Below are 25423 nucleotides of genomic sequence, written 5' to 3'. Positions count from 1 at the left end.
TGACCTGGTCCGGGCATTGATCTCCGCCGAGGCGGCGCCGATCGACCCGCCTCCCCGATCCTGACGAGACTGTTTTCTCACCACAGTTCAACAGATCTGACACAGGATAAGGAAAAACCATGTCTTCGAAGACCATTATTGCGACTGCAACTCTGGCCATTCTGCTCGCCGGCCCTCTGGTCGTCAGTCCTCTGGCGGCACAGGAAACGAAGGGACACGACCATTCCGCCACGACGGCGGAAGCCAGCCCTTCCACCAAGGGCTTCACGCAAGCCAACGACAAGATGCACAAGGATATGACGATCGAATATTCCGGCGATGCCGATGTCGATTTCGTCCGCAGCATGATCCCGCACCATCAGGGCGCGATCGACATGGCCAAGGTCGAGCTCGAACACGGCAAGGACCCCGAACTGCGCAAGCTCGCCGAAGAGGTGATCAAGGCGCAGACGGCTGAAATCGCCGAAATGGAGGCCTGGCTGAAGGCACGCGGGCAATAACAAGTTGGTGCCGGGCAGGGCTGGCTTCTTGCCCGGCACCTTTTTATCCTCCATATCAACGGTCTGGAGGCGAAGTGATCCATGCGCCCGATTACTGCGATCGGCTTCGATGCCGACGATACGCTCTGGCAGAACGAGCAATATTACCGCCTGACGGAACAGTCTTTCGTGGACCTTCTCGGCGAATTCGCCGAGGGCGCGCATATTTCCGAGCGGCTGCTGGAAGCCGAGAAGCGCAATCTCGCCTATTACGGCTTCGGTATCAAAGGCTTCACGCTTTCGATGATCGAGACGGCGATCGAGATCACCGGCGGCCAGGTCTCCACCGATACGATCGCCGAAATTCTGGAGATCGGCCGAAACCTGCTGCGACACCCGGTGGAGAAGCTGCCTCATGTGGAGGAAACGCTTGAGGCGCTCAACGGCGAATACCTCCTGGTGCTGATCACCAAGGGCGACCTCTTCGACCAGGAGCGCAAGCTCGCCCAATCCGGGCTCGGGGATTTCTTCGATGCGGTGGAGATCGTCAGCGACAAGAACGCCACCACCTATCGGCGGATTTTTTCAAAGCTCGCCGACGGGCCGGAACGGGCGATGATGGTGGGGAATTCGCTGAAATCCGATATTGTGCCGGCAATCGCCGCCGGCAGCTATGGCGTCTTCATCCCCCATGCGCTGACCTGGGTGGTGGAGCATGTGGAGCCGCCGACCGATGCCCCGCGCTTCCGCCAGATCGAGCATCTCGGCCAGTTGGGTTCCGTGCTCGAAACGATCAGGGCCGCGTGAAGGCGAGGCGCTGCGCCTCCACTTCCTTCTGGCAGAAGCAGCCGTCGAGGTGGTCGTTGACGAGACCCATGGCCTGCATGAAGGCATAGACAGTGGTCGGGCCGACGAAGGTCCAGCCTCGCTTCTTCAACTCCTTCGAGAGTTTTACCGAGACCGGCGTGGTCGGGTTGGCGCGCAGCGTTTCGAGGTCCATCACCTCCGGCCGTTCGGTGGCCTTCGGCTCGAAGCTCCAGAAGTATTTCGCCAGCGAGCCGAATTCGTCGCGCAGTTCCAGCGCCCGACGGGCATTGTTGATGGTCGAGACGATCTTGCCGCGATGGCGGATGATGCCAGCATCAGCAAGGCAGCGGGCGATATCCTCCTCGCCGAATTGCGCGACCTTCCCGTAGTCGAACCTCGCGAAGGCGGCACGGAAATTCTCCCGCTTGCGCAAGATGGTGAGCCAGGAAAGGCCAGACTGGAAACCTTCCAGGCAGATCTTCTCGAACAGGCGGAAATCGTCCGTCACGGGCCTGCCCCATTCCTCGTCATGATAGCGGCGGTAATCATCCAGCCCCTGGTGCCAGGCGCAGCGCGGCTTGCCGTCGTCACCAATGATAATGCCGTCCATTCGTTTCAAACCCCGTTTTGACGGGTTTCAGCATCCGTCAACCATATTTCAAAACCAGGCGGTAACCCTGCCAAAAGGTTTATCGGGCGCAGCAAGCTGCGGCGTCCACCCGTTTACCATTCGCTCGCCACTCTCTTGGCAGTTTCTCAACAGCAAAGATGCTGTGAACCCGCAGCCCCCGTATCGGTTGTCGAGTAGCGAGTAGATCCGATGAAGAAAACCCTGTTTATGGTCCTTGGCCTCACGACGGCCCTTTTCAGCCCCGCCCTTTCCAACACCGCCTCGGCAAACGACCGTTATCGGGAGCGCCCGCCGGTGGTCGTGAGCCCCGATCTGACCGCCCCCTGGGTCATGCAGCTCGGGGGATCGAGAGTGCGGCCGGTCGGCTATGCTCAACGCCCGGCCAAGCCGCGTGTCTACCAGCAGCGTGCGACGCGTGAGATCACCCGCCGCGACGCCATCCGGCAGCAACCTCGCAAGCGTGCCCAGCAGGTCGCGGTCCGGCCGAACAAGGTCGTCAAAAGCCAGGTCGAGCCGCAATTCCTGCCGCAGGTGGTCGCCTATGAAACCAAGCATCCGACCGGCACGATCGTCATCGACACCAACAACCGCTTCCTCTACCTGGTAACAGGCAATGGCAAGGCGCGGCGCTACGGCGTCGGTGTCGGCAAGCCGGGCTTCGAATGGGCCGGCACCCACAAGGTCACCGCCAAGAAGGAATGGCCGACCTGGACGCCGCCGAAGGAGATGATCGCCCGCGAAGCCGCCAAGGGCCACTACCTGCCGGCCTTCATGGAAGGCGGCCCTCAAAACCCGCTCGGCTCGCGCGCCATGTATCTCGGCTCCACGCTCTACCGCATCCACGGCACGAATGCGCCCTGGACGATCGGCAGCGCGGTTTCCTCCGGCTGCATCCGCATGCGCAACGAGGACGTCGTGGATCTCTACGAACGGGTCAAGCTCGGCACCAAAGTGATAGTAATCTGAGCTTTCTTTTCCGCATATCGTCATGGCAAAACCGCCGCACACTTGTGCGCGACATGCATTTATGTGGCCGGATCGCCACGATCCGGCCGGTTTCACACAGGCTACCCATCTATATTCGCCATGCCTCATCTTGCCCCAAATCCTAAGACGAGACATCTTGCCCCGACTTAGGATCTATTTGCACGAGGGGTAAGGATGAGAAGGTGGACAACGCTGGTGGCCATTGCCAGCATGATGATGGGCATGGTCGCGGGCGAGGCTTTCGCGCAGACCTCGGCTTCGGCACGCCCGCAGACGACGGCAAGCGACGTCGCGCCCAAGGTTCGCAACCGGCAGGTACCGGAAAAATACAAGCGGCGCATGGTGCGCTTCTCGACGAACGAAGCTCCCGGCACGATCATCGTCGATACCGACAACAAATTCCTCTACTACGTGGAAGGCAGGAACCGCGCGACTCGCTACGGCATCGGAGTCGGCCGTGAAGGCTTCGGCTGGTCGGGCGTGGTGTCGGTCGGCCGCAAGGCCGAGTGGCCGTCCTGGACGCCGCCCGCCGAGATGCGCGCCCGTGAAGCCCGCCGCGGCATCAAGCTGCCTGTCGTGCAGAAGGGAGGACCGGACAATCCGCTCGGCGCCCGCGCCATGTATCTCTACAAGGGCGGACGGGACACGATCTTCCGCATCCACGGCACGAACCAGCCCTGGACCATCGGGCTCAATCTGTCGTCCGGCTGCATCCGGATGATGAACAAGGATGTCGAGCACCTCTATGCGCGTGCGGCCGTCGGCACCAAGGTCATCGTTATCGGCCCCGGCAGCAAGCACGGAGACGTGGCCTTCCAGGACCGCGGCATCGATATCTTCCGAACGATCTTCGGCGGCTGATCGTTGTAAGCAGGGGAAGCCTTGCCTCTCCAATCGTCATCCTCGGGCTTGTCCCGAGGATCTAACCACCTCAAGATCCAGTTGGACCTTGGCAGATGCTCGGGACAAGCCCGAGCATGACGACCACCGATGTCGCAGGCCACTTACCTGTCCTTCAATTTCCCCGGCTTCGGCCCGCCATAGGCCCAATCGAGCAGTTCCACCGTGTGCAGGATCGGCATCGCTGTTCCGGTGGATATCTGCGTGATACAGCCGATATTGCCGGTGGCGATGACATCCGCCTTCGTCGCCTCGATGTTCTTCACCTTGCGGGCCTTCAACTGCTCGGAAATCTCCGATTGAAGAATGTTGTAGGTGCCGGCCGAGCCGCAGCAGAGATGGCCTTCCGCCGGATCGCGCACACCAAAGCCCGCCGCCTTCAACAGGTTCTTCGGCTGCATGGTGATCTTCTGGCCGTGCTGCATTGAACAGGCCGAGTGATAGGCGACCGTCAAACCCTGCGGCTCGAGGCGCGGCAGGTCGAGCGTCGAAAGATACTCGGTGATGTCCTTCGCGAGCGTCGAGACCTTTGCCGCCTTTTCTGCATAGGCCGGATCGAGCCGCAGCATATGGCCGTAATCCTTGATGGTCGTGCCACAGCCGGAGGCGGTGATGATGATCGCATCGAGCCCGCCTCTTTCGACCTCGCGGAGCCAGACATCGACATTGTGGCGGGCGTGATCGAGCGCCTGCTCCTCGCGACCCATGTGATGCACCAGCGCTCCGCAGCAGCCCTCGCCCGATGGCGCCACGACCTCGATGCCGAGGCGGGTGAGGAGGCGAATGGTCGCTTCGTTGATGCGCGGATCGAGAACCGGCTGGGCACAGCCGGTCAGGATCGCCACGCGTCCCCGCCTTTCGGCCTGAGGCGGGTGAGTGGCCGGGCCTGCCGAAGCTTTCGCGGCGGATTTCGGAGCCAGCTCCAGCATCGCACCGAGAGGTTTCAGCGCCGGGACCCGTTTCAAAAGCGGTGCGAAGGGACGGCCGAGCTTCGCAAGGCCAAGTGCCGCGCGGAAGCGCGCCGGATAGGGCAGAACCGCCGCGAGCAGGTTGCGGATCAACCTGTCCGCGAGGGGCCGGCGATAGGTCTTTTCGATATGCACCCGTGCGTGATCCACCAGATGCATGTAATCGACGCCGGATGGGCAAGTCGTGGTGCAGGCGAGGCAGGAGAGGCAGCGGTCGATATGGGTGACCACCTCGGCATCCGCAGGACGGCCATTTTCCAGCATATCCTTGATGAGGTAGATACGCCCGCGCGGGCTATCGAGTTCGTTGCCGAGCGTCACATAGGTGGGACAGGTCGCCGTGCAGAAACCGCAATGCACGCAACGGCGCAGGATCTTTTCGGATTCCGCCACATGCGGATCGAGAAGCTGTTCGGCGGTGAAGGAGGTCTGCATCAGAAATTTCCTCCCATCTTGCCGGGGCTGAAGATGCCTGCCGGATCAAGCGCCTGTTTCACGCGCACTGAGAGCAGCGCCACCGCATCCGGCTGCGGCTCGAAGGCCGGGGTGGAGGCCTGCACCGCATCGGGCGCGCGCATGAGCGTGGCATGGCCGCCGCCCAGCGCCTTGATGTAGCGGCGAAGCAGTTCGGCTTCCGGATCAGCCTCCATGCGCATCCAGACGAGGCCACCCTGCCAATCGTAAAACGCGTCGATGCCGGCCTCCAGCCGCAGCGCGGCGACAAGCTGGTGACCGACGGACGGCGCGACCGAGACACGCCAAAGCGGTTTCCGCGTGCCATCCGCATAGGGATGGACATCGCGAATTTCCCGCCAGAGCGCCTGGCTCTCATCCATTGCGATTCTCGATACCGGCCCGAAGGCTGCCATGGCATCGGCGAGTTTATCCGCCCGCACGGCCACCGAGGCCGAAAGGCCTTCCAGCCGCAGCACGGTCGCCTCGCCTTCCGGCAGACCGCCGCCGATAAACCGACCCTTGACGCTCGCGGGCAGATGCGCCGCGCCGGATACCTCGACCGGCAGAGCCATCGCCGCTGCCATGGCACGCGCCGCTTCCGCGTCGTCGAGGCCCGAGATCACGACCGTCTCGACGGTCTGCGGCATGGGCAGAACGCGGAAGGTCACCTCGGTCAAAAAGCCGAGCGTGCCATGCGAGCCCGCCAGCAGCTTCACCAGGTCGAGGCCGGTGACGTTCTTCATCACCCGTCCCCCGGCGCGGATCAGTTCGCCCTTGCCGTTGACGAAGCGAATGCCGAGCAGGCTGTCGCGCGCGGCGCCGCCCACGAAACGGCGCGGCCCGGAGATATTGCCCGCAAACACACCACCGATCGTTGGCTCGCCGGTCGTGCCCATGATGCCGCGATGATCCATCGGCTCGAAGGACATCATCTGCCGATTGGCGGCAAGCGCCGCTTCGACTTCCAAGAGCGGCGTACCGGCCTTCACGGTCATCACCATTTCGGCCGGCTCATAATCGACGATGCCGGAAAGTCCCCGGGAACTCATCTTCTCGGCCGGTTCGGTGGAGTTGCCGAAGCCGGCGCGCGTGCTGCCCCCGCAAGGCGCAAGCTTTTTGCCTCCGCTCGCGGCGGTTCGAATGATATAGGCGGCATCGACTTCGGAAGTGGGTATCAGCGTCATGTGGTGGGCCGTCCCTCCAGCGGGAACACCTTCGAGGGGTTCAATATCCAGCCCTCATCGAAGGCGGCGCGCACGGCCATCTGCTGAGCAAGGTCCGCCTCCGAATACTGGTGGCGCATCAGGTCGCGCTTCTCGATGCCGACGCCGTGCTCGCCGGTGAGGCAACCGCCCGCATCGACGCAGAGCTTCAATATCTCGTTGCCGGCGGCTTCCGCCTTGGCCGCATCTTCCGGGTCGTTGGCATTGAACAGGATCAACGGGTGCATGTTTCCGTCTCCGGCGTGGAAGACATTCGCGACACGCAGCCCGAAACTGTCGGTAATCTCGGATGTCTTCTTCAGCACGTAGGAAAGCTTGCCGAGCGGCACCGTGCCATCCATGCAGATGTAATCGGCGATCCGGCCGGTGGCGCCGAAAGCGGATTTGCGGCCCTTCCAGATCAGCGCCGCTTCCATGGCGGACTGGCTTTCGCGCACGGTCTTTACCCCATGGCGGCCGGCGATCTCGACGATCTCCTTCAGCATGGCGTCCATCTCGGCCTCGGAACCCTCGACCTCGACGATGAGAAGCGCACCGACATCAAGCGGATAGCCGGCATGGGCGAAAGCCTCGCAGATCTCGATCGCCGGCTTATCCATGAATTCGATGGCGACCGGAATGATACCGGAGCCGATGACATCCGCCACGCAGGAGCCAGCCTCTTCCGATGTATCGAAACCGAAGAGAACGGGACGCGCGCCCTCGGGCTTCGCGATCAGCCGCACGGTCGCCTCCGTCACGATGCCGAGCTGGCCTTCCGAACCGCAGACGAGGCCGAGAAGGTCGTAGCCCGCCGCATCCAGATGCTTGCCGCCGAGCTCGATCACGGTGCCGTCCACCAGCACCATCTTCACGCCGAGCAGGTTGTTGGTGGTGACGCCGTATTTCAGACAGTGCGCGCCCCCGGAATTCATACCGATATTGCCGCCGATCGTGCAGGCGAGCTGCGAGCTGGGATCGGGTGCGTAGAAGAAGCCGTCTGCGCCGACGGTCTCGGAAATGCTCAGGTTCGTGACGCCCGCCTGAACCGTGGCGGTGCGGTTGGCGTAATCCACTTCCAGGATGCGCGACATCTTGGAAAGGCCGAGCACGACTGCATCCTCCTGGGGGATCGCCCCGCCGGAAAGCGAGGTGCCGGCTCCGCGCGGCACCACCGGAACGCCATAGCGGTGGCAATATTTCATCACCGCCGCGACCTCGGCCGTCGTGCGCGGGAGGACGACCGCGAGCGGCACACGGCGATAGGCAACGAAGGCGTCCGTTTCGAACGGCACCAGCTCGCGCGGCTCATGCACAAGACAGTCGGGCGGCAGAAGGTCCGCGAGATCGGCAATGATCGCCGTCCGGCGCGACAGCACCGCCTGACGCGGTGGCAGGAATTGAATGGTCTCAGACACGAGAGCCTCCTTCTTCGCACGACTGGTATACTTTTTTTACCAGTGATACAAGGAGGCCTTCCGTCGGTGGAGAATTGCAGGAAATGCCGGACTTGACCCACGAACTCTTCGCTCCCGTCTCGCATGGCAGGACCGCCGGCGAGGTCGTCCATCGGATCGAACTTCTGATCCTCAACGGTGTGCTGCGCGACGGCGAGCGACTTCCCGGCGAGCGGGAACTCGCCCAGAAGTTCGACATTTCCCGCCCGATCCTAAGGGGGGCCCTGAAGGAACTCGAAGGACGCGGCCTGCTGGTGAGCCAGCATGGCGGCGGCACCTATGTGGCGGATATCATAGGCGAGGTCTTTTCCCGCCCGCTTGTCGATCTCATCCGGCGGCACGCCCAAGCGACCCGCGACTATCTGGAATACCGCCGACAGCTCGAAGCCCTGACGGCCGAGCTCGCCGCCGAGCGGGCTACCGATACGGACAGGCAGCTTATCCGGCACATCCTGGACGAAATGCGCCGGGCGCATAGCGACGGACGCTTCGAGGACGAGCTCGTCTCCGACGTCGAATTTCACAATGCAATCGGCGATGCCGCCCACAACATCGTCCTGATGCACACACTCAGGGCTTGCTATCGTCTGTTGAGCGATGATATATTCTACAATCGTAAGATGATATTCAAGATTGCAGATGCGCATGATGCGGTCATGGCGCAACACGCCGCAATCGGCGCGGCGATCCTGGAAGGCAATCCGGCGGCGGCCCGGCGGGCGGCCGAGGAGCATATCGACTTCATCGCCAGGATGACCGCGGAAGCGGAGCGCGCCGGCGAGTGGGACCGGATCGCCCGATTGAGGCTTCAGCAGCGGATAAGCTGAGCAGATTTTGCACACCTGTGCAAAATTAGTTGACGTGAAACCAAGCTGCCTCACAATTGTTTTCAGCAAGCCGAATTTGTTGCGGTGATTCTCGTCGGGCTGCCCTTGTATGCGCTCGTTTTGCCGTCAATTCGTTCTTATATTCGATATGGCTACAACAGAAAACCCGGAGGTGACCCTCAATTGGACTTCCTGAAACGACTGGCGGGCAATGTTCGTCTGATGCTGCAGCGGCCTCCGCGGCAGCAATATGCAGCGCTATGCTATCGGATCAGGAAGAAACAGGGGCAGATCGAGGTTCTGCTCGCCACCAGCCGGGATACGGGCCGCTGGGTCATTCCCAAGGGCTGGCCTATGTCGGGCAAGAAGGCCCACCAGGTCGCAGAGCGCGAGGCCTATGAGGAGGCCGGCGTGAAGGGCAAGGCGGAAAAGGAGCCTTTCGGCTTCTATCACTACCGGAAAACCCTATCGAACGGCTTCAAGATACCCGTCAGGGTGCAGGTGCACCTGCTCGAAGTCGAAGAGCTGTTGAAGAACTTTCCGGAACGGGAAGCACGGCGCCTGGAATGGGTCTCTTCCGAGGAGGCCGCCCAGAGGGTCAACGAACCGGAACTCAAGGATCTTCTTCTGCAATTCAAGGAGCGGATGCGACCGCCGGGCCCCGGACCTCTGGAGGTGAAGGCCGGCTGACTTTCGCTGCGCCGTCATTGCCTTCGAGCGCGGATGCGATTACCCAAACCGGCTATGCGGCCCCTGGGGCGGCCCAACACTGATTTCTAGGAGTTGAAAGAATAAATGGGCCAACCCCGGCCGCGTCTGGTTAAGCCGACGCTCGACAAGGATCTTGAGAAGATTTCCTCCCTCGAGGAGGCTGCACGGCAGATGTCGCGCCGGCTTGCGGCTCCCGGCACGGCACTTCTCTTCCTGATCCTCGCCGCGATAATCGCAGCCTATTCGGTGACCGGCAAGCCGGACGTCGTCCTGGTGGTCGCCGCGTCCGCCATCGCGGCTTACATGGCCATGAACATCGGCGCCAACGACGTGACCAACAATATCGGCGCGGCAGTCGGCGCGCGGGCCATGTCCATGGCCTTCGGCCTCGGCCTTGCCGCTGTCTTCGAGGTGGCGGGCGCGGTGATCGCCGGCCGGAGCGTCGCCAACACCATCGCCAACGACGTCATGCATGGGGGCATGATCACCAGCCCCGACATGCTGATCTGGGCGATGATGGCGGCACTGCTTTCTTCCGCCCTGCTCATCAATGTCGCGACCTGGTTCGGCGCGCCGATCTCCACAACCCATTCGATCGTGGGCGGCGTGATGGGGGCCGGCATTGCGGCGGCCGGCCTTTCCGCGGTGAACTGGAGCACCGTCCTCGGCATCACGGCAAGCTGGGTCTTTTCCCCGCTGCTTGGGGCCATAATCGCAGCCGGCTGCCTCTATTTCGTCAAGGAAACCATCATCTACCGCGAGGACAAGATCGCGGCTGCCACGAAATGGGTGCCGGTACTGCTCGGCATCATGACCGGTGCCTTCGCGGGCTATCTCGCTATTCTCGGCTTCGGAGAAACGTCCGGGGTTTCCGCGCCCGTCGCGACCGCGATCGCCGCCGTCTGCGGGCTTGCGGCCTGGGCGGGACTGACCCCGGTGATCCGCCGTCAGGCGGAGGGGCTGGAAAACCGCAATCAGTCGCTCAGAAAACTCTTCCGCATCCCGTTGGTGTTTTCCGCCGCCCTGCTTTCCTTCGCGCATGGAGCGAACGACGTATCGAACGCCATCGGCCCGCTTGCCGCGATCGTTTCCACCGCGCAGCAGGGCATTTCCGGAGCCGTCAGCATTCCGACATGGGAACTGGTGATCGGCGGTCTCGGCATCTCACTCGGCCTCCTGCTGTTCGGCCCGAGATTGGTGAAGCTGGTCGGCGCGGAGATCACCAGGCTCAATCCGATGCGGGCCTATTGCGTCTCGCTTTCGACGGCGCTGACGGTTCTCGTCGCCTCGTGGATCGGCCTGCCGGTCTCCTCCACCCATATCGCCGTCGGAGCGGTCTTCGGCGTGGGTTTCTTCCGCGAGTGGTATACCCGCAATTCCCGCCGTCGGCTCGAATATATACGGGCGCGAGCAGCCAAGTACGACGTGGCACCGCCCATGGAGCGGAACGAGGACGAAATGCGAAGGCGCTATCTCGTGCGGCGTTCGCACTTCCTGAGCATCATGGGCGCCTGGATCATCACCCTGCCCGCCTCCACGGCCCTTGGGGCCGGTATCGCCATGCTCATGTTTGCCCTGTTCCTCTGAAACTCGGGAAATCCAGATGCGCGCCAATTTCCGTATGCAAAGGCTGTTCGTCGATTCGACCCTTTCGGCAGATGCCAGGCATGAGGCCTCGCCCGAGCAGTTCAACTATCTCGCCAACGTGCTGCGCATGGGGGAAGGTGCCGAGGTCCTGGTGTTCAACGGACGGGACGGCGAGTGGAAGGCGCGGCTCGTCTTTCCAAGCCGCAAGAAGCTAATGCTGGAGATCACCGAACAGGTTCGCGCGCAGCCGCAAGCGCCGGACCTTCATTACCTTTTTGCGCCGCTCAAGGTCGGCCGGCTCGATTATCTGGTGCAGAAGGCGGTGGAAATGGGCGCCGGCCTGCTGCAGCCGGTTTCGACCCAGCATGTGCAAGGCAAGATCACCAGCCTGGAGCGGCTTCAAGCCAATGTGATCGAGGCAGCAGAACAATGCGGCATCCTGTCGATCCCGACGGTTGCCGCGCCGGTCAAGCTCAAGGATCTGCTCGAAGGCTGGCCGGCCGAACGCCGCATCATCTTTTGCGACGAGGGAGATGAAGGCCAAAACCCGCTGCCGATCCTCTCGGCGATCAAGGAGCGCCATCTGGCGCTGCTGGTCGGGCCGGAGGGCGGCTTTTCAGAGGAGGAGCGCAAGCTTTTGCGCGAACTTCCCTTCGTCACCGCCATCCCGCTCGGGCCACGCATCCTGCGCGCCGACACGGCCGCGGTGGCGGCGCTCGCCGTGATCCAGGCAGCGATCGGAGACTGGCGCTAAAGCCCTTCGATACACTTGACAGGGCGCCCGCGAAATTCTGAAAGCATCTTGAAGAAAATTCACTTGTGCGGCACGTCAATCCGGTCCAATCAGCCGGACCCGTCCCGCAAGACAGGCAGCCGAACAAGGTAGTTCCCATGGCCCGCGACACCACAGACCAGACACCACTTTCCTCGGTGTCCGAGCTTTCCGCCTACCTGGAAAAGGGCCCGCGGCCGAAAGAGCAGTTCCGCATCGGCACCGAGCATGAGAAGTTCGCCTTCTTCCGTCAGGACAACAGCCCTGTTCCCTATTTCGGGGAAGCCAGCATCTCGGCCCTGCTCAAGGGCATGGAAGCCAGGCTCGGCTGGGAGCCGATCATGGACGGCGGGAACATCATCGGCCTTGCGGAACATTCAGGCATGGGCGCGATCTCGATCGAGCCCGGGGGCCAGTTCGAGCTTTCCGGCGCGCCGCTCGAAAACATCCACCAGACCTGTCACGAGTCCAACCAGCATCTCGCGGTCCTGCGTGAGATCGCCGAACCAATGGGCATCCGTTTCCTCGGCATCGGCGGCAGCCCGAAATGGTCGCTCGCCGAAACGCCGCGCATGCCGAAATCGCGCTACGAGATCATGACGCGCTACATGCCAAAGGTCGGCTCGCACGGTCTCGACATGATGTACCGCACCTGCACGATCCAGGTGAACCTCGACTTCTCCTCCGAGGCCGACATGGCGCGCAAGATACGCGTCTCCATGAAGCTGCAGCCTCTCGCCACCGCGCTTTTCGCTTCCTCGCCGTTTACCGAAGGCAAGCCGAACGGTCTGCTTTCCTGGCGCGGCGAGATCTGGCGCGACACGGACAACCGGCGCTCGGGCCTGCTGCCCTTCGTGTTCGACGCGGATTTCGGCTTTGCCGATTACGTGGAATGGGCGCTCGACGTGCCGATGTATTTCGTGGTGCGCGACGGCAGGTATCACGATTGCACCCACATCACCTTCCGCCAGTTCATGGCAGGCGCGTTGAAGGGCGAAATCACGGCCTGGGAGCCCACGATGGGCGACTGGACGAACCACCTCTCCACTCTCTTTCCGGATGTACGGCTGAAGCGCTTCCTGGAAATGCGCGGGGCCGATGGCGGTCCCTGGCGGCGCATCTGCGCGCTTCCGGCCTTCTGGGTGGGACTGCTCTATGACGATGCGGCGCTCGACGCGGCCGAAAGGTTCACCGCCGACTGGACCGTTGCCGACGTGAGCGCACTTCGCGATGCCGTTCCGGCGCAGGGTCTCCGGGCGGAGATCAAGGGCGCTTCCCTCATCGACATCTCCCGCGAGGTGGTCGGCATATCGAAGACGGGCCTCAAGAGCCGCAACTACGTGAACGACGAGGGCGTGGACGAAAGCGTCTTCCTCAACCCACTCGACGAGATCCTGGCCAAGAAGACGACGCTCGCCGAGGACATGCTGGCACTCTACAACGGTCGCTGGAACGGCTCGGTCGAGCCGGTTTTCGAAGAATACCAATACTGAGCCGTCCTCGGCGCGTCTCAAAAACCGGTTTTCGCCAGCACTTTTCCGTTTATAGTCTCCTCACCACAAGGAGCCGGAAGGGTGCGCCATGCTGCCACTGTTCGACATGATGCTTCGGGCGCAGGACGGTTCGGCCATACAAGCCATGGCCAAGCAGTTCAACCTGGCCCAGGAACAGGCGGTGCAGGCGCTGGCGGCGCTGATGCCGGCCTTCTCCTTCGCCCTGACGCGCAGCAGCGCCAATCCTTATAATTTCGCCGCGCTGGCGCGAGACATGTTTTCCGGCGGCTATGCCAAGTATTTCGAGGACATGAGCAAGGCCTTCACTCCGGAGGGGATCGCCGACGGTAATGCCGTGCTCGAAAAGCTCTTCGGCTCGAAGGAGGTTTCGCGGGCGATCGCGGCACAGGCCGAGCAGCTCAGCGGGATCGGCCGGGATATCCTCAAGAAGATGATGCCCGCCATGGCCGACACGATCATGGGCGGGCTCTTCAAGCAGATGGCCGGCCAGATGCCGGACAGCGACACAGTCTTCGCGGCAGGCCCTATGGGGCAAATGATGAAACCCTGGCTGGAAAGCATGGGGCTGCAGCCGAAGGCAAAACCGCAAGCGGCCGATCCCCTGGACAATCCGTTCATCCAGGCCGCCCAGAAATTCTGGGGTATCGAGCAGGAGCGGCAGCCGGAAGCGGATAGCGGCAATCCATTCGCCGACAATCCATTCGCCAAGGTTTTCCAGGAAATGTGGGCTGGCCCCTCCCCGCAATCGCCTGCTGCCGATGGACGCAAGGAAAAGCCCGCGGCGGCGGATTTCTATCGCGACACGCTGAACAGCATGTTCGACAGCGGGTTGGAAGTGCAGAAGAGCTATCAGAAGAACATGGAAGCGATCTTCGACGGTTACCTCCGAAGCGCATCGGTCGCTCCGGACAAGCCATCCGAAAAATAGGCCTTCTAATAAAAAAAAGCCCGGCACGGATCGACCGGCCGGGCAGTAGGCAGGGCTATTGGCTATCACCCTGCGGGGAAAAGGTCCGGTTCAGCGGCGGGGAGGTCGCTGGAACCGGGTGCGGGCGCGCTGTCTGGCGGAGTGCGTCAGCAGGAGGAGTGGATCGTCCAGAAGCCTGGTGTCTCTCAGCGCCTCGGCGACATCGTGACGCGACAGGCCGATATCGTCGAGCTGATTGTCATCGAGTTCGTAGATGCGATTGGTAGCCACACGGTTACGAAAGGCGCGCCAGAGGGATTGCGTTCGCTTCAGCACGACGGCAAGGCGGCTCTCTGCCCCACGCCGTTCATGAGCGAGGTCGAGTTCGATTCCGCATTCGGTCGTGCTCATCGGTTTGTCCCTTTCATTAGGCACGAGTAGGGCCGCCCTCTCGCCAGAACATGCGAAAAGGTTGCCTGAAGGGGCGTCTCGCAACGGAGCGCCGGTCGGTGGAGAATTACGATACCTGTATGCGGAAATTCTATTGATCAGTCCAACGAATGTTTCTAATGATTAGCATCAAACTCACTGATGGATGGTCATCATGTCCGCTCCTCTCGATATCGACCAGCTCCACACTTTCATCTCGATCGTGGATACCGGCAGCTTCACCAAGGCGGCCGATCGGGTGTTCAAGACGCAATCGGCCGTTTCCATGCAGATGCGGCGGCTCGAGGAACGCATCGGTAAGCAGCTCTTTGCAAAGGACGGCCGCGGCAATCGGCTGACGGCAGAGGGTGAGAAACTCCTGAACTATGCCCGCCGTATCATCCGGCTGAACAACGAAGCGATCGCCGCCTTCGACGACAACCGGCTCGAAGGAACGCTCAGGATCGGCACGCCGGACGATTATGCCGACCGCTACATGCCGGAGATCATCGGCCGTTTCGCCAAGACGCATCCGAATGTCGAACTCTACATCGTCTGCGAACCTTCGGTGAGCCTCGCGGAGAAAATGGCGCGCGGCGAACTCGATATCGCACTCGTCACCCACAATCCACGCCAGCGCATATCCGACGTGGTGCGCACCGAACCGCTCTGCTGGGTCGCCTCGGCCAACCATCCGCTGCGGGAAGACGCGCCGGTGCCGCTCGCGGTCGGTCGGCGGGACTGCCTGTGGCGGCAGCTCGCCTGTTCGGCGCTCGACGCCGACGGGCGCGAATACCAGGTGCTGTTCACGAGCTGGTCGTCGACCGTCGTCGCTGCGGCGGTGCTTGCGGGCATGGCGGTATCGGTACTGCCGGAATCGGCTCTGCGAACCGGCATGAAGGTGCTGTCCTCGTCGGATGGTTTTCCGCCGCTGCCGCCGGTGCAGATCGGCCTCATGAAGCGGCCCGGCCTTTCGCCGTCGCTGATGAACGCCATCACGGACCACATCGCCGCCTGCCTCGACAACATCTCGCCGACCGCGGTCTCCGACACGCTCGAGGGCGACATGAAGGCCTATCAACGGCCGGCGATGCGTGCCCGCGGCGGCCAGGCGCTCAGCTGGTAAAACAGATCCACAAAAAAGCCGGGCATTGCCCGGCTTTTCTCGTTTGGTGACCTGACGGATTATTCCGCGGCGGTCGGCTGGCGCTGATCGTATCGACCTTACATGGCGGCGCTCGGCGACGCGGTGATCGTCAGCGCGCCGAAACAGTCGGTTGGCTAACGCCGGCATATCTCAGGCGAGATTCTTCTTGAAGAACTCGACCGTTCGGCTCCAGGCAAGATCGGCCGCCGCCTTGTCGTAGCGGGCAGCGGAGGTATCGTTGTTGAAGGCGTGGTTGGCGCCTTCGTAGACGAATATCTCGAAGGTCTTGCCGTTCTCCTCCAGCGCCTTCCTATAGGCCTCGATGCCGGCATTGACGCGCTCGTCCAGCCCCGCATAGTGCAGCATCAACGGCGCACGGATCGCAGGAACGTCGGCGATCGGCGGCTGCTGGCCGTAATAAGCGACGCCGGCATTCAGTTCGGGGGACCTCGTCGCCAATTGGTTCACCGTGCCGCCGCCCCAGCAGAAGCCGACCGCGCCGACCTTGCCGTTCGCGCCGTCGAGGCCCGCGAGATAGACACGGCTCGCTTCGCCGTTCGCCGCGGTCGCATCCATGTCGAGAGACGAGAACATCTGGCGGGCCTGATCCTCGTCGGCCGGAGTGCCGCCCTCCGGCGAAAGGAAATCCGGAGCCAGCGCAATGAAGCCTTCCAGAGCCATACGGCGGGCGACATCGCGGATATGTGCGTTGAGACCGCGATTCTCGTGGATGACGATGACGCCGCCGAGCGGACCGGAAGCATTTTTCGGTCGAACCAGATAGCCCTTCATCTCCGTGCCGCTGGCGCCCGGATAGGTCACATCCTCCGCCGTCAGCCGGTCGTCGTCGGCAGGCACGATTTCCGCCTTCGCGCCGTTGGCGGCCAGCAGCGGCGCGATCGCGGCCGCCGCCGCGCCGGAGCCGGCGAGCAGGGTGAGCTTTTCCATGAAGGCGCGGCGATCGAGCGTCAGATGAGTGTATTCATCATAGGCGTTGATCATCGCCTGGGTGATTTTCGGCTTTTCCGTATCCATGGGATGGTCCTCCTTCACTGGAAGGAAAGACTAAACCCAAGGCTTGCGGTCGGCCCACGCAAGTTCCGGTGATCGAGGGGCCGAAGAAACACTTCTGCGTGAAAGCCTTATTCCAGCGCCAGCCATACGGCGAGCCAGATCCACATGGCCATCAGCGAGAAGAAGCCCACGATCCAGATCGGGCGGCGATAACGAAGCCGATTGGAAGTGACGTGCACATAGGAATGCGCATAGCGGCTTGCGACGAATACCCATGCCAGGGCCACGGTGACGATGTTGTCGGCCGTCGTCACGTAGAGCGCCAGGCAGCCGGCGTGGAAGAGGACCGGAAGCTCGAACTGGTTGGCGATATTGTTGCGAACCAGAAGGCTTTCCGGCGGCTCCTCCCGGTTTTCCTTGAACTGCTCGGCCTTTGCGGAACCCGAACGAACGGCGGCGAACCGCCGTTTCGACAGGAGATAATAGAGGCCGAAGACCAGCGCGGCATGCGCGATCATCGGCCAGAGCATGGCGTTCATATAAGTCAACTGCGCCCCCTCCCCTATGCGTGGACTCAGGCGCCGGCACCCGGATAGTTCGGGCTTTCGCGGGTGATCGTCACGTCATGGGCGTGGCTTTCGCGCAGGCCCGCGCCGGAGATGCGCACGAAGGTGGCCCGCTCCTGGAAGTCCTTGATGGTCGCGCCGCCGACATAGCCCATCGCCGCCTTCAGGCCGCCGCCGAGCTGATGCAGAACGCCGGAGACCGGCCCCTTGTAAGGCACCTGCCCCTCGATGCCTTCCGGAACCAGCTTCAGCGTGTCGCGCACTTCCGCCTGGAAGTAGCGGTCGGCCGAGCCGCGCGCCATGGCGCCGACCGAACCCATGCCGCGATAGGCCTTGAAGGAGCGGCCCTGGTAGAGATAGACCTCGCCCGGGCTTTCATCCGTGCCGGCCAGCAGCGAGCCGACCATGGCGGCCGAGGCACCGGCGGCGATCGCCTTGGCGAGGTCGCCGGAGAACTTGATACCGCCGTCCGCGATCACCGGGATATTCTGGTCGCGCGCCGCCTCGACGGCCGCCATGATCGCGGCAAGCTGCGGCACGCCGACGCCGGCGACGATGCGCGTGGTGCAGATCGAGCCGGGACCAATGCCGACCTTGACCGCATCCGCACCGGCATCGATCAGCGCCCTGGTGCCATCGGCGGTCGCGACATTGCCGGCCATGATGCGAACCGAATTGGAAAGCCTCTTCACCCGCGTGACCGCATCCAGAACGCGCTGGGAATGGCCATGCGCGGTATCGACGACCAGCAGGTCAACACCCGCTTCGATCAGCCTTTCGGCGCGCTCGTAACCATCGTCCCCGACGCTGATGGCGGCAGCGGCGCGCAGGCGGCCCTGCATATCCTTCGAGGCATTCGGGTTGAGCTGCGACTTCTCGATATCCTTGACGGTAATGAGACCGACGCAGCGGCCCTCGCCATCCACGACCAGCAGCTTCTCGATGCGGTGCTTGTGCAGCAGCCGCTTGGCCTCGGTCTGGTCGACGCTTTCTTTGACCGTGATCAGGTTCTCATGCGTCATCAGTTCGTGGATCTTCTGGGCCGGATCGGAGGCGAAGCGCACGTCGCGATTGGTGAGAATGCCGACGAGGCGGCCGGCCTTATGGCCGCCGGAACCGTTTTCCACGACAGGGATTCCCGAAATGCCATGCGCCTTCATGAGCGACAGGGCTTCGGCAAGCGTCGCATCCGGCCCGATCGTGACCGGATTGACGACCATGCCGCTTTCGAACTTCTTGACCTGGCGGACCTCCTCGGCCTGCTCGATGGGCGTAAGATTGCGGTGGATGACGCCGATGCCACCGGCCTGAGCCATGGCGATGGCGAGCCGGCTTTCGGTCACCGTATCCATCGCAGAGGAAAGGATCGGCAGGTTGAGATCGATATCCCGGGCAATGGTGGTGGAGATGTTCGTCTGGCCCGGCATGACCTCGGAATGGCCGGGCTGCAGCAGCACATCGTCGAAAGTAAGCGCATCCGCGCCGGTTGCGGTTTCTATGATGCGTGCCATGGCCAATTCCTTCGATCCGGAATGCGGATAACGCGCCGGAACGAATCGTCCGCCCGGGCGGTCTCGCAAGAGTTACTTGGAAGTTGGCGAGGGCTGGTAACACGTTCATGACAGGAAGGGAATAGGAAAAACCCGGAGGTGAGCCCCTCCGGGTTTGCATAGCTCACGAAGCCCACCTCCCGAACCGGTCAGATGTCGAACTGATAGCTCTTCGGCACGAAGCGATAGCCCTGATCGAGCTTTTCCACGAAGCCGACCGCCGGGAACGGCATATGGTAGCCGAGGAAGGCGATCCGATCGGTCGCCACCATGTCGAAGATCTTTTTGCGGGTCGCGGCGGCGGCCGCCTTGTCCATATCGAAGCGGACTTCCCAATCCGGCTTCTGCAGCGAAAGCACGAAATGATTCGCGGTATCCGCGGTCAGAAGCAGCCGACGCCCCTGGGACTCGATATGGAAGACCATGTGGCCCGGCGTGTGACCGGCGGCCATCATGCCGGTGATGCCGGAAACCACCTCGCCGCCTTCGCCGATGAAAGTCATCTTTTCGGCAAGCGGCTTCACATTGGCGAGCACGCCCTTGTGGCCGCCTTCGGCAGGCGTGCCGGCGCGCGCGGTATCGGTCCAGAAGTCGTATTCCGCCTGTCCCGTCACATAGCGGGCATTCGGGAAGGCCGGCTTGCCCTCTTCCATCAGCCCGCCGATATGATCGCCGTGCATATGGGTGAGGACAACGATGGTGATGTCTTCCGGCATGTAGCCGCCCGCGGCCAGCCCCTCGATCAGCCTGCCGCCACCTTCCGCCCGCGCCGAAGGCCCAAGCCCGGTATCGAACAGGATGACGTCGCTGCCGGTACTGACCAGCGTCGGCGCAAAGCTGGTGACGAGTTGGTCAGCAGGCAGGAAGTTCTGCTCAAGCAATGCTCCGACCGCTTCCGGGGTCTGGTTGGTGCCGAAGGTCTCTGCGGGATTGGGCGACGGCCGGGAGCCATCCTTGACCACCAGCACTTCGAAATCGCCGACCTTGAAACGATGATTGTCTGGCGGCACGACTCGCTCGATTTCCAACTTGTTGCTCTCCTGCGCGCGGGCGACGCCGCCCAGAACCGCGGGCGCCGCGAGAACTCCGAGACCGACGGATCCCAGCAAGGCTCGCCGTTCTATTCCCGATGTCACAGTCATAATGGAACTCCCTCCGGTTTGCAGCGATGATGACGCAACATAACCAAGCCGTATCCTGCGGAAATCTGCTCTCACGCAGACGTGAGCCAAAGCGCGAAAAGGTGAAAATCTACGATTGGCAGACGGCCCGCCGAGGCGTAGAGACGGCTCACCTCTGCATACAGGCAGCCTTTTACATGAATCGCATCGTCCCGCTGATTCTCGCCGTCGCTCTCTTCATGGAGCAGATGGACTCCACCGTCATCTCCACGGCCCTGCCGGCCATCGCCCTGGATCTCGGCGTCGGCCCGATCACGCTCAAGCTGGCACTGACCTCCTACATGGTCGCGCTTGCCGTCTTCATTCCGATCAGCGGCTGGATGGCGGACAGGTTCGGGGCCAAGAAGATCTTCCGGCTGGCGATCCTGGTCTTCGTGATCGGCTCGATCTTCTGCGCAGTCTCCTCCACGCTTCTCGAATTCGTGCTTTCACGCTTCCTGCAGGGCATGGGCGGGGCGATGATGACGCCGGTCGGGCGCCTGGTTCTGCTCCGGACCACCAAGCGCAGCGAACTGGTCTCGGCCATGGCGCTGCTCACCATCCCCGCCCTGATCGGCCCGCTCACCGGCCCGCCGATCGGTGGCTTCATCACCACCTATTTCACCTGGCACTGGATCTTCATCATCAACGTGCCGATCGGGCTCCTCGGCATCTGGCTCTCCGGCATCCATCTACCCGATCTCGAAGCCGTGCGACCGCCGCGGATCGACTGGATCGGCTTCTTTCTCACCTCGATGGCCGCGGCCGGCGTCGTCTTCGGCCTGTCGGTGGTGAGCCTGCCGGCACTTCCGCCCGCCGTCGGGATAGGCACGACCGCGCTCGGCATCGCCTGCGGCATTCTCTACGTGCGGCATGCAAAGCGCCATCCGGCGCCGATCCTCAACCTGTCGATATTCAGCAACGATGCCTTCCGGGCGGCGACCACGAGCGGCACGATCTTCCGCATCTCGACCGGCGCCATTCCCTTCCTGATGCCGCTGATGCTGCAGCTCGGCTTCGGTCTCAACGCCTTCCAGTCCGGCATGATCACCTTTGCCGGCGCGATCGGCGCGCTCATGGTCAAATTCATCGCCCGGCGGGTCTATGCAGCGCTCGGCTTCCGCACGACCCTGCTTTTCGCCTGTGTCGCCGGCGCTGCCACAACCGCTGTCAACGGCTTCTTCACGCCCGAGACACCGCATGTGCTGATTATCGTCTTCCTCATGTTCTCCGGGCTTTGCCGTTCCTTCTTCTTCACCGGTGGCAATGCGCTGAGCTATTCGGAGATCGACGATGCGCAGGCGAGCCAGGCGACCTCGATCGCCTCGGTGCTGCAACAGGTGAGCCTCGCGCTCGGCGTCGCGTTCGCGGCCTTCATCCTCGAAGCGGCCTCGGTGCTTTCCGGTTCGCACCTGCAGCTTGCCGATTTCCACCTGGCCTTCTTCATCGTGGCCGGTTTCTCTCTGCTGGCGATCGGCCCGCTTCTTGGCCTCGACCGCAATGCGGGCGCCGCCGTTTCCGGCCACGGGCGCAGGCAGACCGAAATGACACCGGAGGCGGGGGAGTAGCTGAGCTTAAGCGGCGGTATCTTCTTCGGAGGCCTGCGGCTTGCGGCCCTTGAAGTGCTTGGCGAGCAGGAACATCTCCACCGACTCCGCACGTGAAGCGCCCGGCTTGACGTGGATGACCTGCTTGAAATTCTGCTTCAGCATGTTCAGGAGCTCGCGCTCCGTGCCGCCCTGGAAGGTCTTCGCCAGGAAATGGCCGCCCTCCGCCAGCACCTCGACAGCGAAGTGCGCGGCGACCTCGCACAGATGCATCGTGCGCAGATGGTCGGTCTTCTGGTGGCCGGTCGTGGGCGCCGCCATGTCGGAAACGACGAGGTCCGGCGCGCCGCCGATCGCTTCCACCAACTGGCGGGGAGCATCCGGATCGAGAAAATCGAGATGGAGGATCTTCACCCCCGGGATTGGCGCCATTTCGAGGAAATCGATGGCCGCGACGCGGATATCCTCCTCCGTCGAGCCCGTGACCTTCGCAGCGATCTGCGACCAGCTTCCCGGTGCCGCCCCAAGGTCGATGATGCGGCGGGCGCCCTTCAGGATATGATGCTTCTCGTCGATCTCCAGCAGCTTGAAGGCGGCACGGGCGCGATAGCCCTCGAGCTTCGCCCGCTGCACATAGGGATCGTTGATATGCCGCTCGATCCAGCGGCGGGAGGAGGCCTTGAGCTTCCCCTTCTTGACTTTCTGGCCGAGTTTGCGGCCGACCGGCGGTTTCGTCATCCCCTTGCCTGCGCCTCCTCGTTCGAGGCGCGGCGCGGCCGCGCCCTGCGCCAGACGCCGTCATCGGCCATCATTTCCGTGAGCAGCCCTTCGCGCAGGCCGCGATCGGCCACCCGCATGCGCGAGCTCGGCCAGCGCCGGCGGATCGCCTCCAGGATGGCGCAGCCGGCCAGCACCAGGTCGGCGCGGTCCGGACCGATGCAGGGATTGGCCGCGCGGCCTGCGAAATCCCAGGACAAGAGCCTCGCCTGCATGGCGCTCACCTCCTGGTCGGAAAGCCAGAGCCCGTCCACCTTGCGGCGATCATAACGCGGCAGTTCCAGATGCACGCCGGCAAGCGTTGTGACCGTGCCGGACGTGCCGATCAGGTGAAAATCCTCCGCGCCCTGGCGGCGATCCTCGCCAAGCGGCGGGCATTCGAATTCGGCAAGCATGCGCTCGACCTCGTTCACCATGGCGGCGAAGACTTCTGGTGTCACGTCGCGGCCGCCGTGGCGTTCTGACAGCGTCACGACGCCGACGGGCAGCGAGGTCCAATGCGTGATGTGGTTGGCAAGCCGGCTGGAGCGGTTTTCGCCGATGCGGATCACCGCGATTTCGGAAGAGCCGCCGCCGATATCGAAGAGCACGACCGAACGCGCCTCACGGCCGACCAGCGACGAGCACCCCGAAACCGCAAGCCGCGCCTCCGTCTCGCGATTGATGATTTCGAGCGCAAGGCCGGTTTCGGCCGTGACCCGATCGAGGAACTCTTCCCCGTTTTCCGCCGAACGGCAGGCTTCCGTCGCAATCAGCCGCATGCGGCGGATCGGCTTGCTGGCAAGCTTTCCGGCGCAGACGCGCAGGGCCTCCACGGCGCGGTCCATCGCTTCCTGCGAAAGACGGCGATTGGCGGCAAGCCCTTCACCGAGCCGCACGATGCGCGAAAAGGCATCGACCACGCGGAACTGACCCGGCCGGGTCGGCTGGGCGATCAACAGGCGGCAGTTATTGGTACCGAGGTCGAGCGCGGCATAGAGATCGTCACGGAAAAAGGCGGCTCTCTCCGCGCGCTGATCGCCGCCCGCCGGAACGGCTGAAGGGCCGCGCGGCCGCATCTCCTTCGCGGGACCGGAGGCCGACCCGCCGAGTGAGCGCGCCGCAGCGGCGCCAGGTGCGGCCTTTGCCTGCGTCAACGGACGGCCCTGAAGGCCTCGGCCGCCGCGGTTCTTCCGCCGCCGGTTGCGCGATTTTCCACCCGGAGCGGACTGGCTTTCCTGCGAGGGTGGCGAACGCAGCGAGACCGGCGCCATGGCCGAAACCTGCACGGCTTCGGCCGGCGCGCCCGACCTGTTGCGTCGGCGCTTGCGCTTGCGCTGGGAGCTGCCTGCGGTGTTTAATTCCGGACGTCCGGCCTGGCCGACCTTTTCGACCTGGCCACCATGCGGGACAGACGCCGCGTTCCGGCTTTTGCCGTTACGCTTCGCCTTCCGGCGCCGCGAGGACTTTTTCGCCCCGCCGCGCTCCGCCGCAGACGCCCCGCCTTCTGGCGGCTTTCCGCCGCTATCGGGGTCCATATTCAAATATTCCATCTCGCCGCGCAAAACCTAAAAAAGGCATGCCGCTGGCATCTGATCGTTTCGTTGGGGCGGAGGATAACAGCGCGGGACGCTTTCGCCAATCGCTTTTTGAGCAGGTGCTTTTTCCGCTTTTCGAACGCTGTCAATTTTTTCAGAACGGGTATTTGCAATCCGCACGGTTTTGGTTATAAGCCCGGCACACCAGCGGCGGCGCTTCGCCGCCAGCCTGCTGGGGAATAGTTCAATGGTAGAACAGCGGACTCTGACTCCGTCGATCTTGGTTCGAATCCAGGTTCCCCAGCCAATCTCCTCATCAGTCCTTAGGTAATACCGGAAACCGCGTACCCGGTATGCGATCCGCGCCTGCTGCCGTTTCAGACCCTGAAGCGTGTCGACGCACTTACGCCTATCAGCCCTTCAGCGCATCCCAGATGAGTTTGAGGGAGATGATGAGCAGCGCGATCTCGACGCAGCGGAAGAAGATATCGTCCCGGATCATTCTCAAGAGCCGCGCGCCGATGAAGGTGCCGATGATCGCCACCGGAACGAGCGCCAGCGCCGCGGAAAGATTGTTGCGGTCGAACTGGCCCAGCGCCCAATAGGGCAGCACTTTCACCGCATTCACGATCGCGAACAGGATCGCGGTCGTGCCGGCAAAAACGAGCTTGTCCAGCCGCTGGGGCAGGACATAGATCTGATAAGGCGGACCGCCGGAATGCGACACGAAACTGGTGAAGCCGGAGATCATGCCCCAGAAGACGCCGCGGGGCACATCCGCCGGGCGGGGAGGCACGAATTTGCCGAGCTTGCGCCAGGTGTTGAAACAGTAGAGCAGGCCCAGCAGCCCGACAATGAGGGTGATCACCCATTCCTGGATGAACGACGCGGTTGCCCAGCCGACGCCGACCCCGGCGATCGCCGAGGGCGTGAGGATCGCCAGGTTGCGACCGCTAAATATGCCGCGATAGATCCAAAGCCCGACGATATCGGTGGCGATATAGATCGGCAGCAGCAGGGCCGCCGCCGTCACCGGCGAGATGAAGAGGGAGAACAGCGGAACGGAAAGGATCGCGATCAGCGGCAACCCGCCCTTCGAAAGGCCGACGAAGAAGGCGGAGAGCAGAGCCACGGCGCTGAAGGCCGGGTTGGCGAGCATCACATCAAGCATGGCATGCCCTTGGCGCGACCGGCATTGCGAGCGGACGCCATCCGAAACTTTCCTGCCCTCTCACCAATACACTCCCCGCCGATACTTCGGACGCCGAGATAGGCACCAATTGCCCCGCACATCAAGCGCAACGATGCCGGAAGCTGTTGATACCGAGCGTGGCTGCGCCAAGCCGACCCGGCGGAAGTGAGGTCCGCTCTAGCGCCGGGTGCCCAGCTTGCGAAGGGGCGCGGTCCAGCGCCAGGATCTACTCTTCTCCACGAGAAGAAGCCTATCCTTCAATGCGGCGCCCTCGGCACGCGCGCGCTCAAGCTCTGCCCGCACCTGTTCGAGTTCCGTA

General features: G+C 63.0%; 24 protein-coding genes and 1 tRNA gene. 13 read left to right on the top strand and 12 right to left on the bottom strand.

Annotated elements, in window-relative coordinates; translation table 11 throughout:
• Positions 1 to 119: 119 nt before the first annotated feature.
• Both YH62_RS26970 and YH62_RS26965 read left to right on the top strand, forming a co-directional pair.
• Positions 120 to 500, top strand: a complete 381-nt coding sequence (locus tag YH62_RS26970) for a DUF305 domain-containing protein (RefSeq protein ID WP_046797414.1) — start codon at positions 120 to 122, stop codon at positions 498 to 500.
• Between the two features lie 81 nt (positions 501 to 581).
• A complete protein-coding gene (locus YH62_RS26965; RefSeq protein ID WP_046797413.1) occupies positions 582 to 1286 on the top strand; it encodes an HAD family hydrolase in 705 nt (234 codons plus the stop codon).
• Here YH62_RS26965 and YH62_RS26960 read toward each other — a convergent pair.
• Positions 1273 to 1896 carry a DNA-3-methyladenine glycosylase I gene (locus tag YH62_RS26960; protein ID WP_046797412.1) on the bottom strand — a complete coding sequence of 208 codons (624 nt, stop codon included), beginning with the start codon at positions 1894 to 1896 and terminating at the stop codon, positions 1273 to 1275. The two genes, YH62_RS26965 and YH62_RS26960, sit on opposite strands and share 14 nt — an antisense overlap.
• Before the next feature lie 210 nt (positions 1897 to 2106).
• Here YH62_RS26960 and YH62_RS26955 point away from each other — a divergent pair, with 210 nt between their 5' ends.
• Both YH62_RS26955 and YH62_RS26950 read left to right on the top strand, forming a co-directional pair.
• On the top strand, positions 2107 to 2883 hold the full coding sequence (locus YH62_RS26955; RefSeq protein WP_046797411.1) for a L,D-transpeptidase: 777 nt from the start codon (positions 2107 to 2109) through the stop codon (positions 2881 to 2883).
• 195 nt (positions 2884 to 3078) lie between these two features.
• A complete protein-coding gene (locus YH62_RS26950) occupies positions 3079 to 3765 on the top strand; it encodes a L,D-transpeptidase (RefSeq protein WP_046797410.1) in 687 nt (228 codons plus the stop codon).
• Between the two features lie 143 nt (positions 3766 to 3908).
• Here YH62_RS26950 and glcF read toward each other — a convergent pair whose 3' ends face one another.
• From glcF to YH62_RS26935, 3 genes are read right to left on the bottom strand one after another with little or no spacing between them, the layout of a single operon-like run.
• Positions 3909 to 5207: a glycolate oxidase subunit GlcF gene (gene glcF, locus YH62_RS26945; protein ID WP_046797409.1), complete on the bottom strand. Its 1299-nt coding sequence runs from the start codon at positions 5205 to 5207 to the stop codon at positions 3909 to 3911.
• The gene (locus YH62_RS26940) at positions 5207 to 6412 is read right to left on the bottom strand and encodes an FAD-binding protein (RefSeq protein WP_046797408.1); all 1206 of its coding nucleotides are present in this window, start codon (positions 6410 to 6412) and stop codon (positions 5207 to 5209) included. The genes glcF and YH62_RS26940 overlap by 1 nt, the downstream gene beginning before the upstream one ends.
• On the bottom strand, positions 6409 to 7848 hold the full coding sequence (locus YH62_RS26935; RefSeq protein WP_046797407.1) for an FAD-linked oxidase C-terminal domain-containing protein: 1440 nt from the start codon (positions 7846 to 7848) through the stop codon (positions 6409 to 6411). Before YH62_RS26935 ends, YH62_RS26940 begins: the two co-directional genes overlap by 4 nt.
• A gap of 92 nt (positions 7849 to 7940) precedes the next feature.
• Here YH62_RS26935 and YH62_RS26930 point away from each other — a divergent pair, with 92 nt between their 5' ends.
• The 6 genes from YH62_RS26930 to YH62_RS26905 all read left to right on the top strand — a co-directional run bounded on the left by YH62_RS26930 (position 7941) and on the right by YH62_RS26905 (position 14226).
• Complete coding sequence (locus tag YH62_RS26930; protein ID WP_137326882.1) at positions 7941 to 8714, top strand: FadR/GntR family transcriptional regulator; 774 nt, start codon at positions 7941 to 7943, stop codon at positions 8712 to 8714.
• A 183-nt stretch (positions 8715 to 8897) separates the two neighbouring features.
• On the top strand, positions 8898 to 9404 hold the full coding sequence (locus tag YH62_RS26925; protein ID WP_170986374.1) for an NUDIX hydrolase: 507 nt from the start codon (positions 8898 to 8900) through the stop codon (positions 9402 to 9404).
• Positions 9405 to 9509: 105 nt separating this feature from the next.
• The gene (locus YH62_RS26920) at positions 9510 to 11012 is read left to right on the top strand and encodes an inorganic phosphate transporter (RefSeq protein WP_046797405.1); all 1503 of its coding nucleotides are present in this window, start codon (positions 9510 to 9512) and stop codon (positions 11010 to 11012) included.
• A 16-nt stretch (positions 11013 to 11028) separates the two neighbouring features.
• On the top strand, positions 11029 to 11766 hold the full coding sequence (locus tag YH62_RS26915; protein WP_046797404.1) for a 16S rRNA (uracil(1498)-N(3))-methyltransferase: 738 nt from the start codon (positions 11029 to 11031) through the stop codon (positions 11764 to 11766).
• A gap of 137 nt (positions 11767 to 11903) precedes the next feature.
• A complete protein-coding gene (locus tag YH62_RS26910) occupies positions 11904 to 13277 on the top strand; it encodes a glutamate--cysteine ligase (protein ID WP_046797403.1) in 1374 nt (457 codons plus the stop codon).
• A gap of 88 nt (positions 13278 to 13365) precedes the next feature.
• Positions 13366 to 14226, top strand: a complete 861-nt coding sequence (locus tag YH62_RS26905) for a DUF937 domain-containing protein (RefSeq protein WP_046797402.1) — start codon at positions 13366 to 13368, stop codon at positions 14224 to 14226.
• Positions 14227 to 14316: 90 nt separating this feature from the next.
• Here YH62_RS26905 and YH62_RS26900 read toward each other — a convergent pair whose 3' ends face one another.
• The gene (locus YH62_RS26900) at positions 14317 to 14616 is read right to left on the bottom strand and encodes a hypothetical protein (protein WP_046797401.1); all 300 of its coding nucleotides are present in this window, start codon (positions 14614 to 14616) and stop codon (positions 14317 to 14319) included.
• A 193-nt stretch (positions 14617 to 14809) separates the two neighbouring features.
• On the opposite strand from YH62_RS26900, the gene YH62_RS26895 reads away from it, so the two are divergent.
• Complete coding sequence (locus YH62_RS26895) at positions 14810 to 15760, top strand: LysR substrate-binding domain-containing protein (protein ID WP_046797451.1); 951 nt, start codon at positions 14810 to 14812, stop codon at positions 15758 to 15760.
• A 171-nt stretch (positions 15761 to 15931) separates the two neighbouring features.
• Here the strand turns inward: YH62_RS26895 and YH62_RS26890 are convergent, their stop codons facing one another.
• The 4 genes from YH62_RS26890 to YH62_RS26875 all read right to left on the bottom strand — a co-directional run bounded on the left by YH62_RS26890 (position 15932) and on the right by YH62_RS26875 (position 20053).
• Positions 15932 to 16816 carry a dienelactone hydrolase family protein gene (locus tag YH62_RS26890; protein WP_046797400.1) on the bottom strand — a complete coding sequence of 295 codons (885 nt, stop codon included), beginning with the start codon at positions 16814 to 16816 and terminating at the stop codon, positions 15932 to 15934.
• Between the two features lie 107 nt (positions 16817 to 16923).
• Positions 16924 to 17334, bottom strand: a complete 411-nt coding sequence (locus YH62_RS26885) for an MAPEG family protein (RefSeq protein ID WP_046797399.1) — start codon at positions 17332 to 17334, stop codon at positions 16924 to 16926.
• Between the two features lie 35 nt (positions 17335 to 17369).
• Positions 17370 to 18872 carry an IMP dehydrogenase gene (gene guaB, locus YH62_RS26880; protein WP_046797398.1) on the bottom strand — a complete coding sequence of 501 codons (1503 nt, stop codon included), beginning with the start codon at positions 18870 to 18872 and terminating at the stop codon, positions 17370 to 17372.
• Between the two features lie 188 nt (positions 18873 to 19060).
• Positions 19061 to 20053, bottom strand: a complete 993-nt coding sequence (locus tag YH62_RS26875; RefSeq protein WP_046797397.1) for an MBL fold metallo-hydrolase — start codon at positions 20051 to 20053, stop codon at positions 19061 to 19063.
• A gap of 176 nt (positions 20054 to 20229) precedes the next feature.
• Here YH62_RS26875 and YH62_RS26870 point away from each other — a divergent pair, with 176 nt between their 5' ends.
• Positions 20230 to 21639 (top strand): MFS transporter, encoded by a 1410-nt coding sequence (locus tag YH62_RS26870; RefSeq protein WP_046797450.1) that lies wholly within the window; start codon positions 20230 to 20232, stop codon positions 21637 to 21639.
• A 6-nt stretch (positions 21640 to 21645) separates the two neighbouring features.
• Here YH62_RS26870 and YH62_RS26865 read toward each other — a convergent pair whose 3' ends face one another.
• A complete protein-coding gene (locus YH62_RS26865) occupies positions 21646 to 22356 on the bottom strand; it encodes an RlmE family RNA methyltransferase (RefSeq protein WP_046797396.1) in 711 nt (236 codons plus the stop codon).
• Positions 22353 to 23912, bottom strand: coding sequence for a Ppx/GppA phosphatase family protein (locus YH62_RS26860; RefSeq protein WP_046797449.1), 1560 nt, complete (start codon positions 23910 to 23912; stop codon positions 22353 to 22355). Before YH62_RS26860 ends, YH62_RS26865 begins: the two co-directional genes overlap by 4 nt.
• A 233-nt stretch (positions 23913 to 24145) precedes the next feature.
• Between YH62_RS26860 and YH62_RS26855 the strand changes: the two genes are divergently transcribed.
• Positions 24146 to 24219, top strand: a tRNA-Gln gene (locus YH62_RS26855).
• A 105-nt stretch (positions 24220 to 24324) separates the two neighbouring features.
• Here YH62_RS26855 and YH62_RS26850 read toward each other — a convergent pair.
• A complete protein-coding gene (locus YH62_RS26850; protein ID WP_245282218.1) occupies positions 24325 to 25083 on the bottom strand; it encodes a sulfite exporter TauE/SafE family protein in 759 nt (252 codons plus the stop codon).
• Positions 25084 to 25423: the final 340 nt, after the last annotated feature.

The organism is Rhizobium sp. LC145, from assembly GCF_001005825.1.
In the GTDB taxonomy this organism is placed as follows: Bacteria; Pseudomonadota; Alphaproteobacteria; order Rhizobiales; family Rhizobiaceae; genus Neorhizobium.
Note: the sequence above shows the minus strand (reverse complement) of the source record. Positions and strands in the feature narration are given on the sequence as shown.

Excerpts from the sequence above, each read along its gene's own strand:
- YH62_RS26970 (WP_046797414.1), top strand. The coding sequence starts at position 120 with ATGTCTTCGAAGACCATTATTGCGACTGCAACTCTGGCCATTCTGCTC.
- YH62_RS26965 (WP_046797413.1), top strand. The coding sequence starts at position 582 with ATGCGCCCGATTACTGCGATCGGCTTCGATGCCGACGATACGCTCTGG.
- YH62_RS26960 (WP_046797412.1), bottom strand. The coding sequence starts at position 1,896 with ATGGACGGCATTATCATTGGTGACGACGGCAAGCCGCGCTGCGCCTGG.
- YH62_RS26955 (WP_046797411.1), top strand. The coding sequence starts at position 2,107 with ATGAAGAAAACCCTGTTTATGGTCCTTGGCCTCACGACGGCCCTTTTC.
- YH62_RS26950 (WP_046797410.1), top strand. The coding sequence starts at position 3,079 with ATGAGAAGGTGGACAACGCTGGTGGCCATTGCCAGCATGATGATGGGC.
- glcF (WP_046797409.1), bottom strand. The coding sequence starts at position 5,207 with ATGCAGACCTCCTTCACCGCCGAACAGCTTCTCGATCCGCATGTGGCG.
- YH62_RS26940 (WP_046797408.1), bottom strand. The coding sequence starts at position 6,412 with ATGACGCTGATACCCACTTCCGAAGTCGATGCCGCCTATATCATTCGA.
- YH62_RS26920 (WP_046797405.1), top strand. The coding sequence starts at position 9,510 with ATGGGCCAACCCCGGCCGCGTCTGGTTAAGCCGACGCTCGACAAGGAT.
- YH62_RS26915 (WP_046797404.1), top strand. The coding sequence starts at position 11,029 with ATGCGCGCCAATTTCCGTATGCAAAGGCTGTTCGTCGATTCGACCCTT.
- YH62_RS26910 (WP_046797403.1), top strand. The coding sequence starts at position 11,904 with ATGGCCCGCGACACCACAGACCAGACACCACTTTCCTCGGTGTCCGAG.
- YH62_RS26905 (WP_046797402.1), top strand. The coding sequence starts at position 13,366 with ATGCTGCCACTGTTCGACATGATGCTTCGGGCGCAGGACGGTTCGGCC.
- YH62_RS26900 (WP_046797401.1), bottom strand. The coding sequence starts at position 14,616 with ATGAGCACGACCGAATGCGGAATCGAACTCGACCTCGCTCATGAACGG.
- YH62_RS26895 (WP_046797451.1), top strand. The coding sequence starts at position 14,810 with ATGTCCGCTCCTCTCGATATCGACCAGCTCCACACTTTCATCTCGATC.
- YH62_RS26890 (WP_046797400.1), bottom strand. The coding sequence starts at position 16,816 with ATGGATACGGAAAAGCCGAAAATCACCCAGGCGATGATCAACGCCTAT.
- YH62_RS26885 (WP_046797399.1), bottom strand. The coding sequence starts at position 17,334 with ATGAACGCCATGCTCTGGCCGATGATCGCGCATGCCGCGCTGGTCTTC.
- guaB (WP_046797398.1), bottom strand. The coding sequence starts at position 18,872 with ATGGCACGCATCATAGAAACCGCAACCGGCGCGGATGCGCTTACTTTC.
- YH62_RS26875 (WP_046797397.1), bottom strand. The coding sequence starts at position 20,053 with ATGACTGTGACATCGGGAATAGAACGGCGAGCCTTGCTGGGATCCGTC.
- YH62_RS26870 (WP_046797450.1), top strand. The coding sequence starts at position 20,230 with ATGAATCGCATCGTCCCGCTGATTCTCGCCGTCGCTCTCTTCATGGAG.
- YH62_RS26865 (WP_046797396.1), bottom strand. The coding sequence starts at position 22,356 with ATGACGAAACCGCCGGTCGGCCGCAAACTCGGCCAGAAAGTCAAGAAG.
- YH62_RS26860 (WP_046797449.1), bottom strand. The coding sequence starts at position 23,912 with ATGGACCCCGATAGCGGCGGAAAGCCGCCAGAAGGCGGGGCGTCTGCG.
- YH62_RS26850 (WP_245282218.1), bottom strand. The coding sequence starts at position 25,083 with ATGCTTGATGTGATGCTCGCCAACCCGGCCTTCAGCGCCGTGGCTCTG.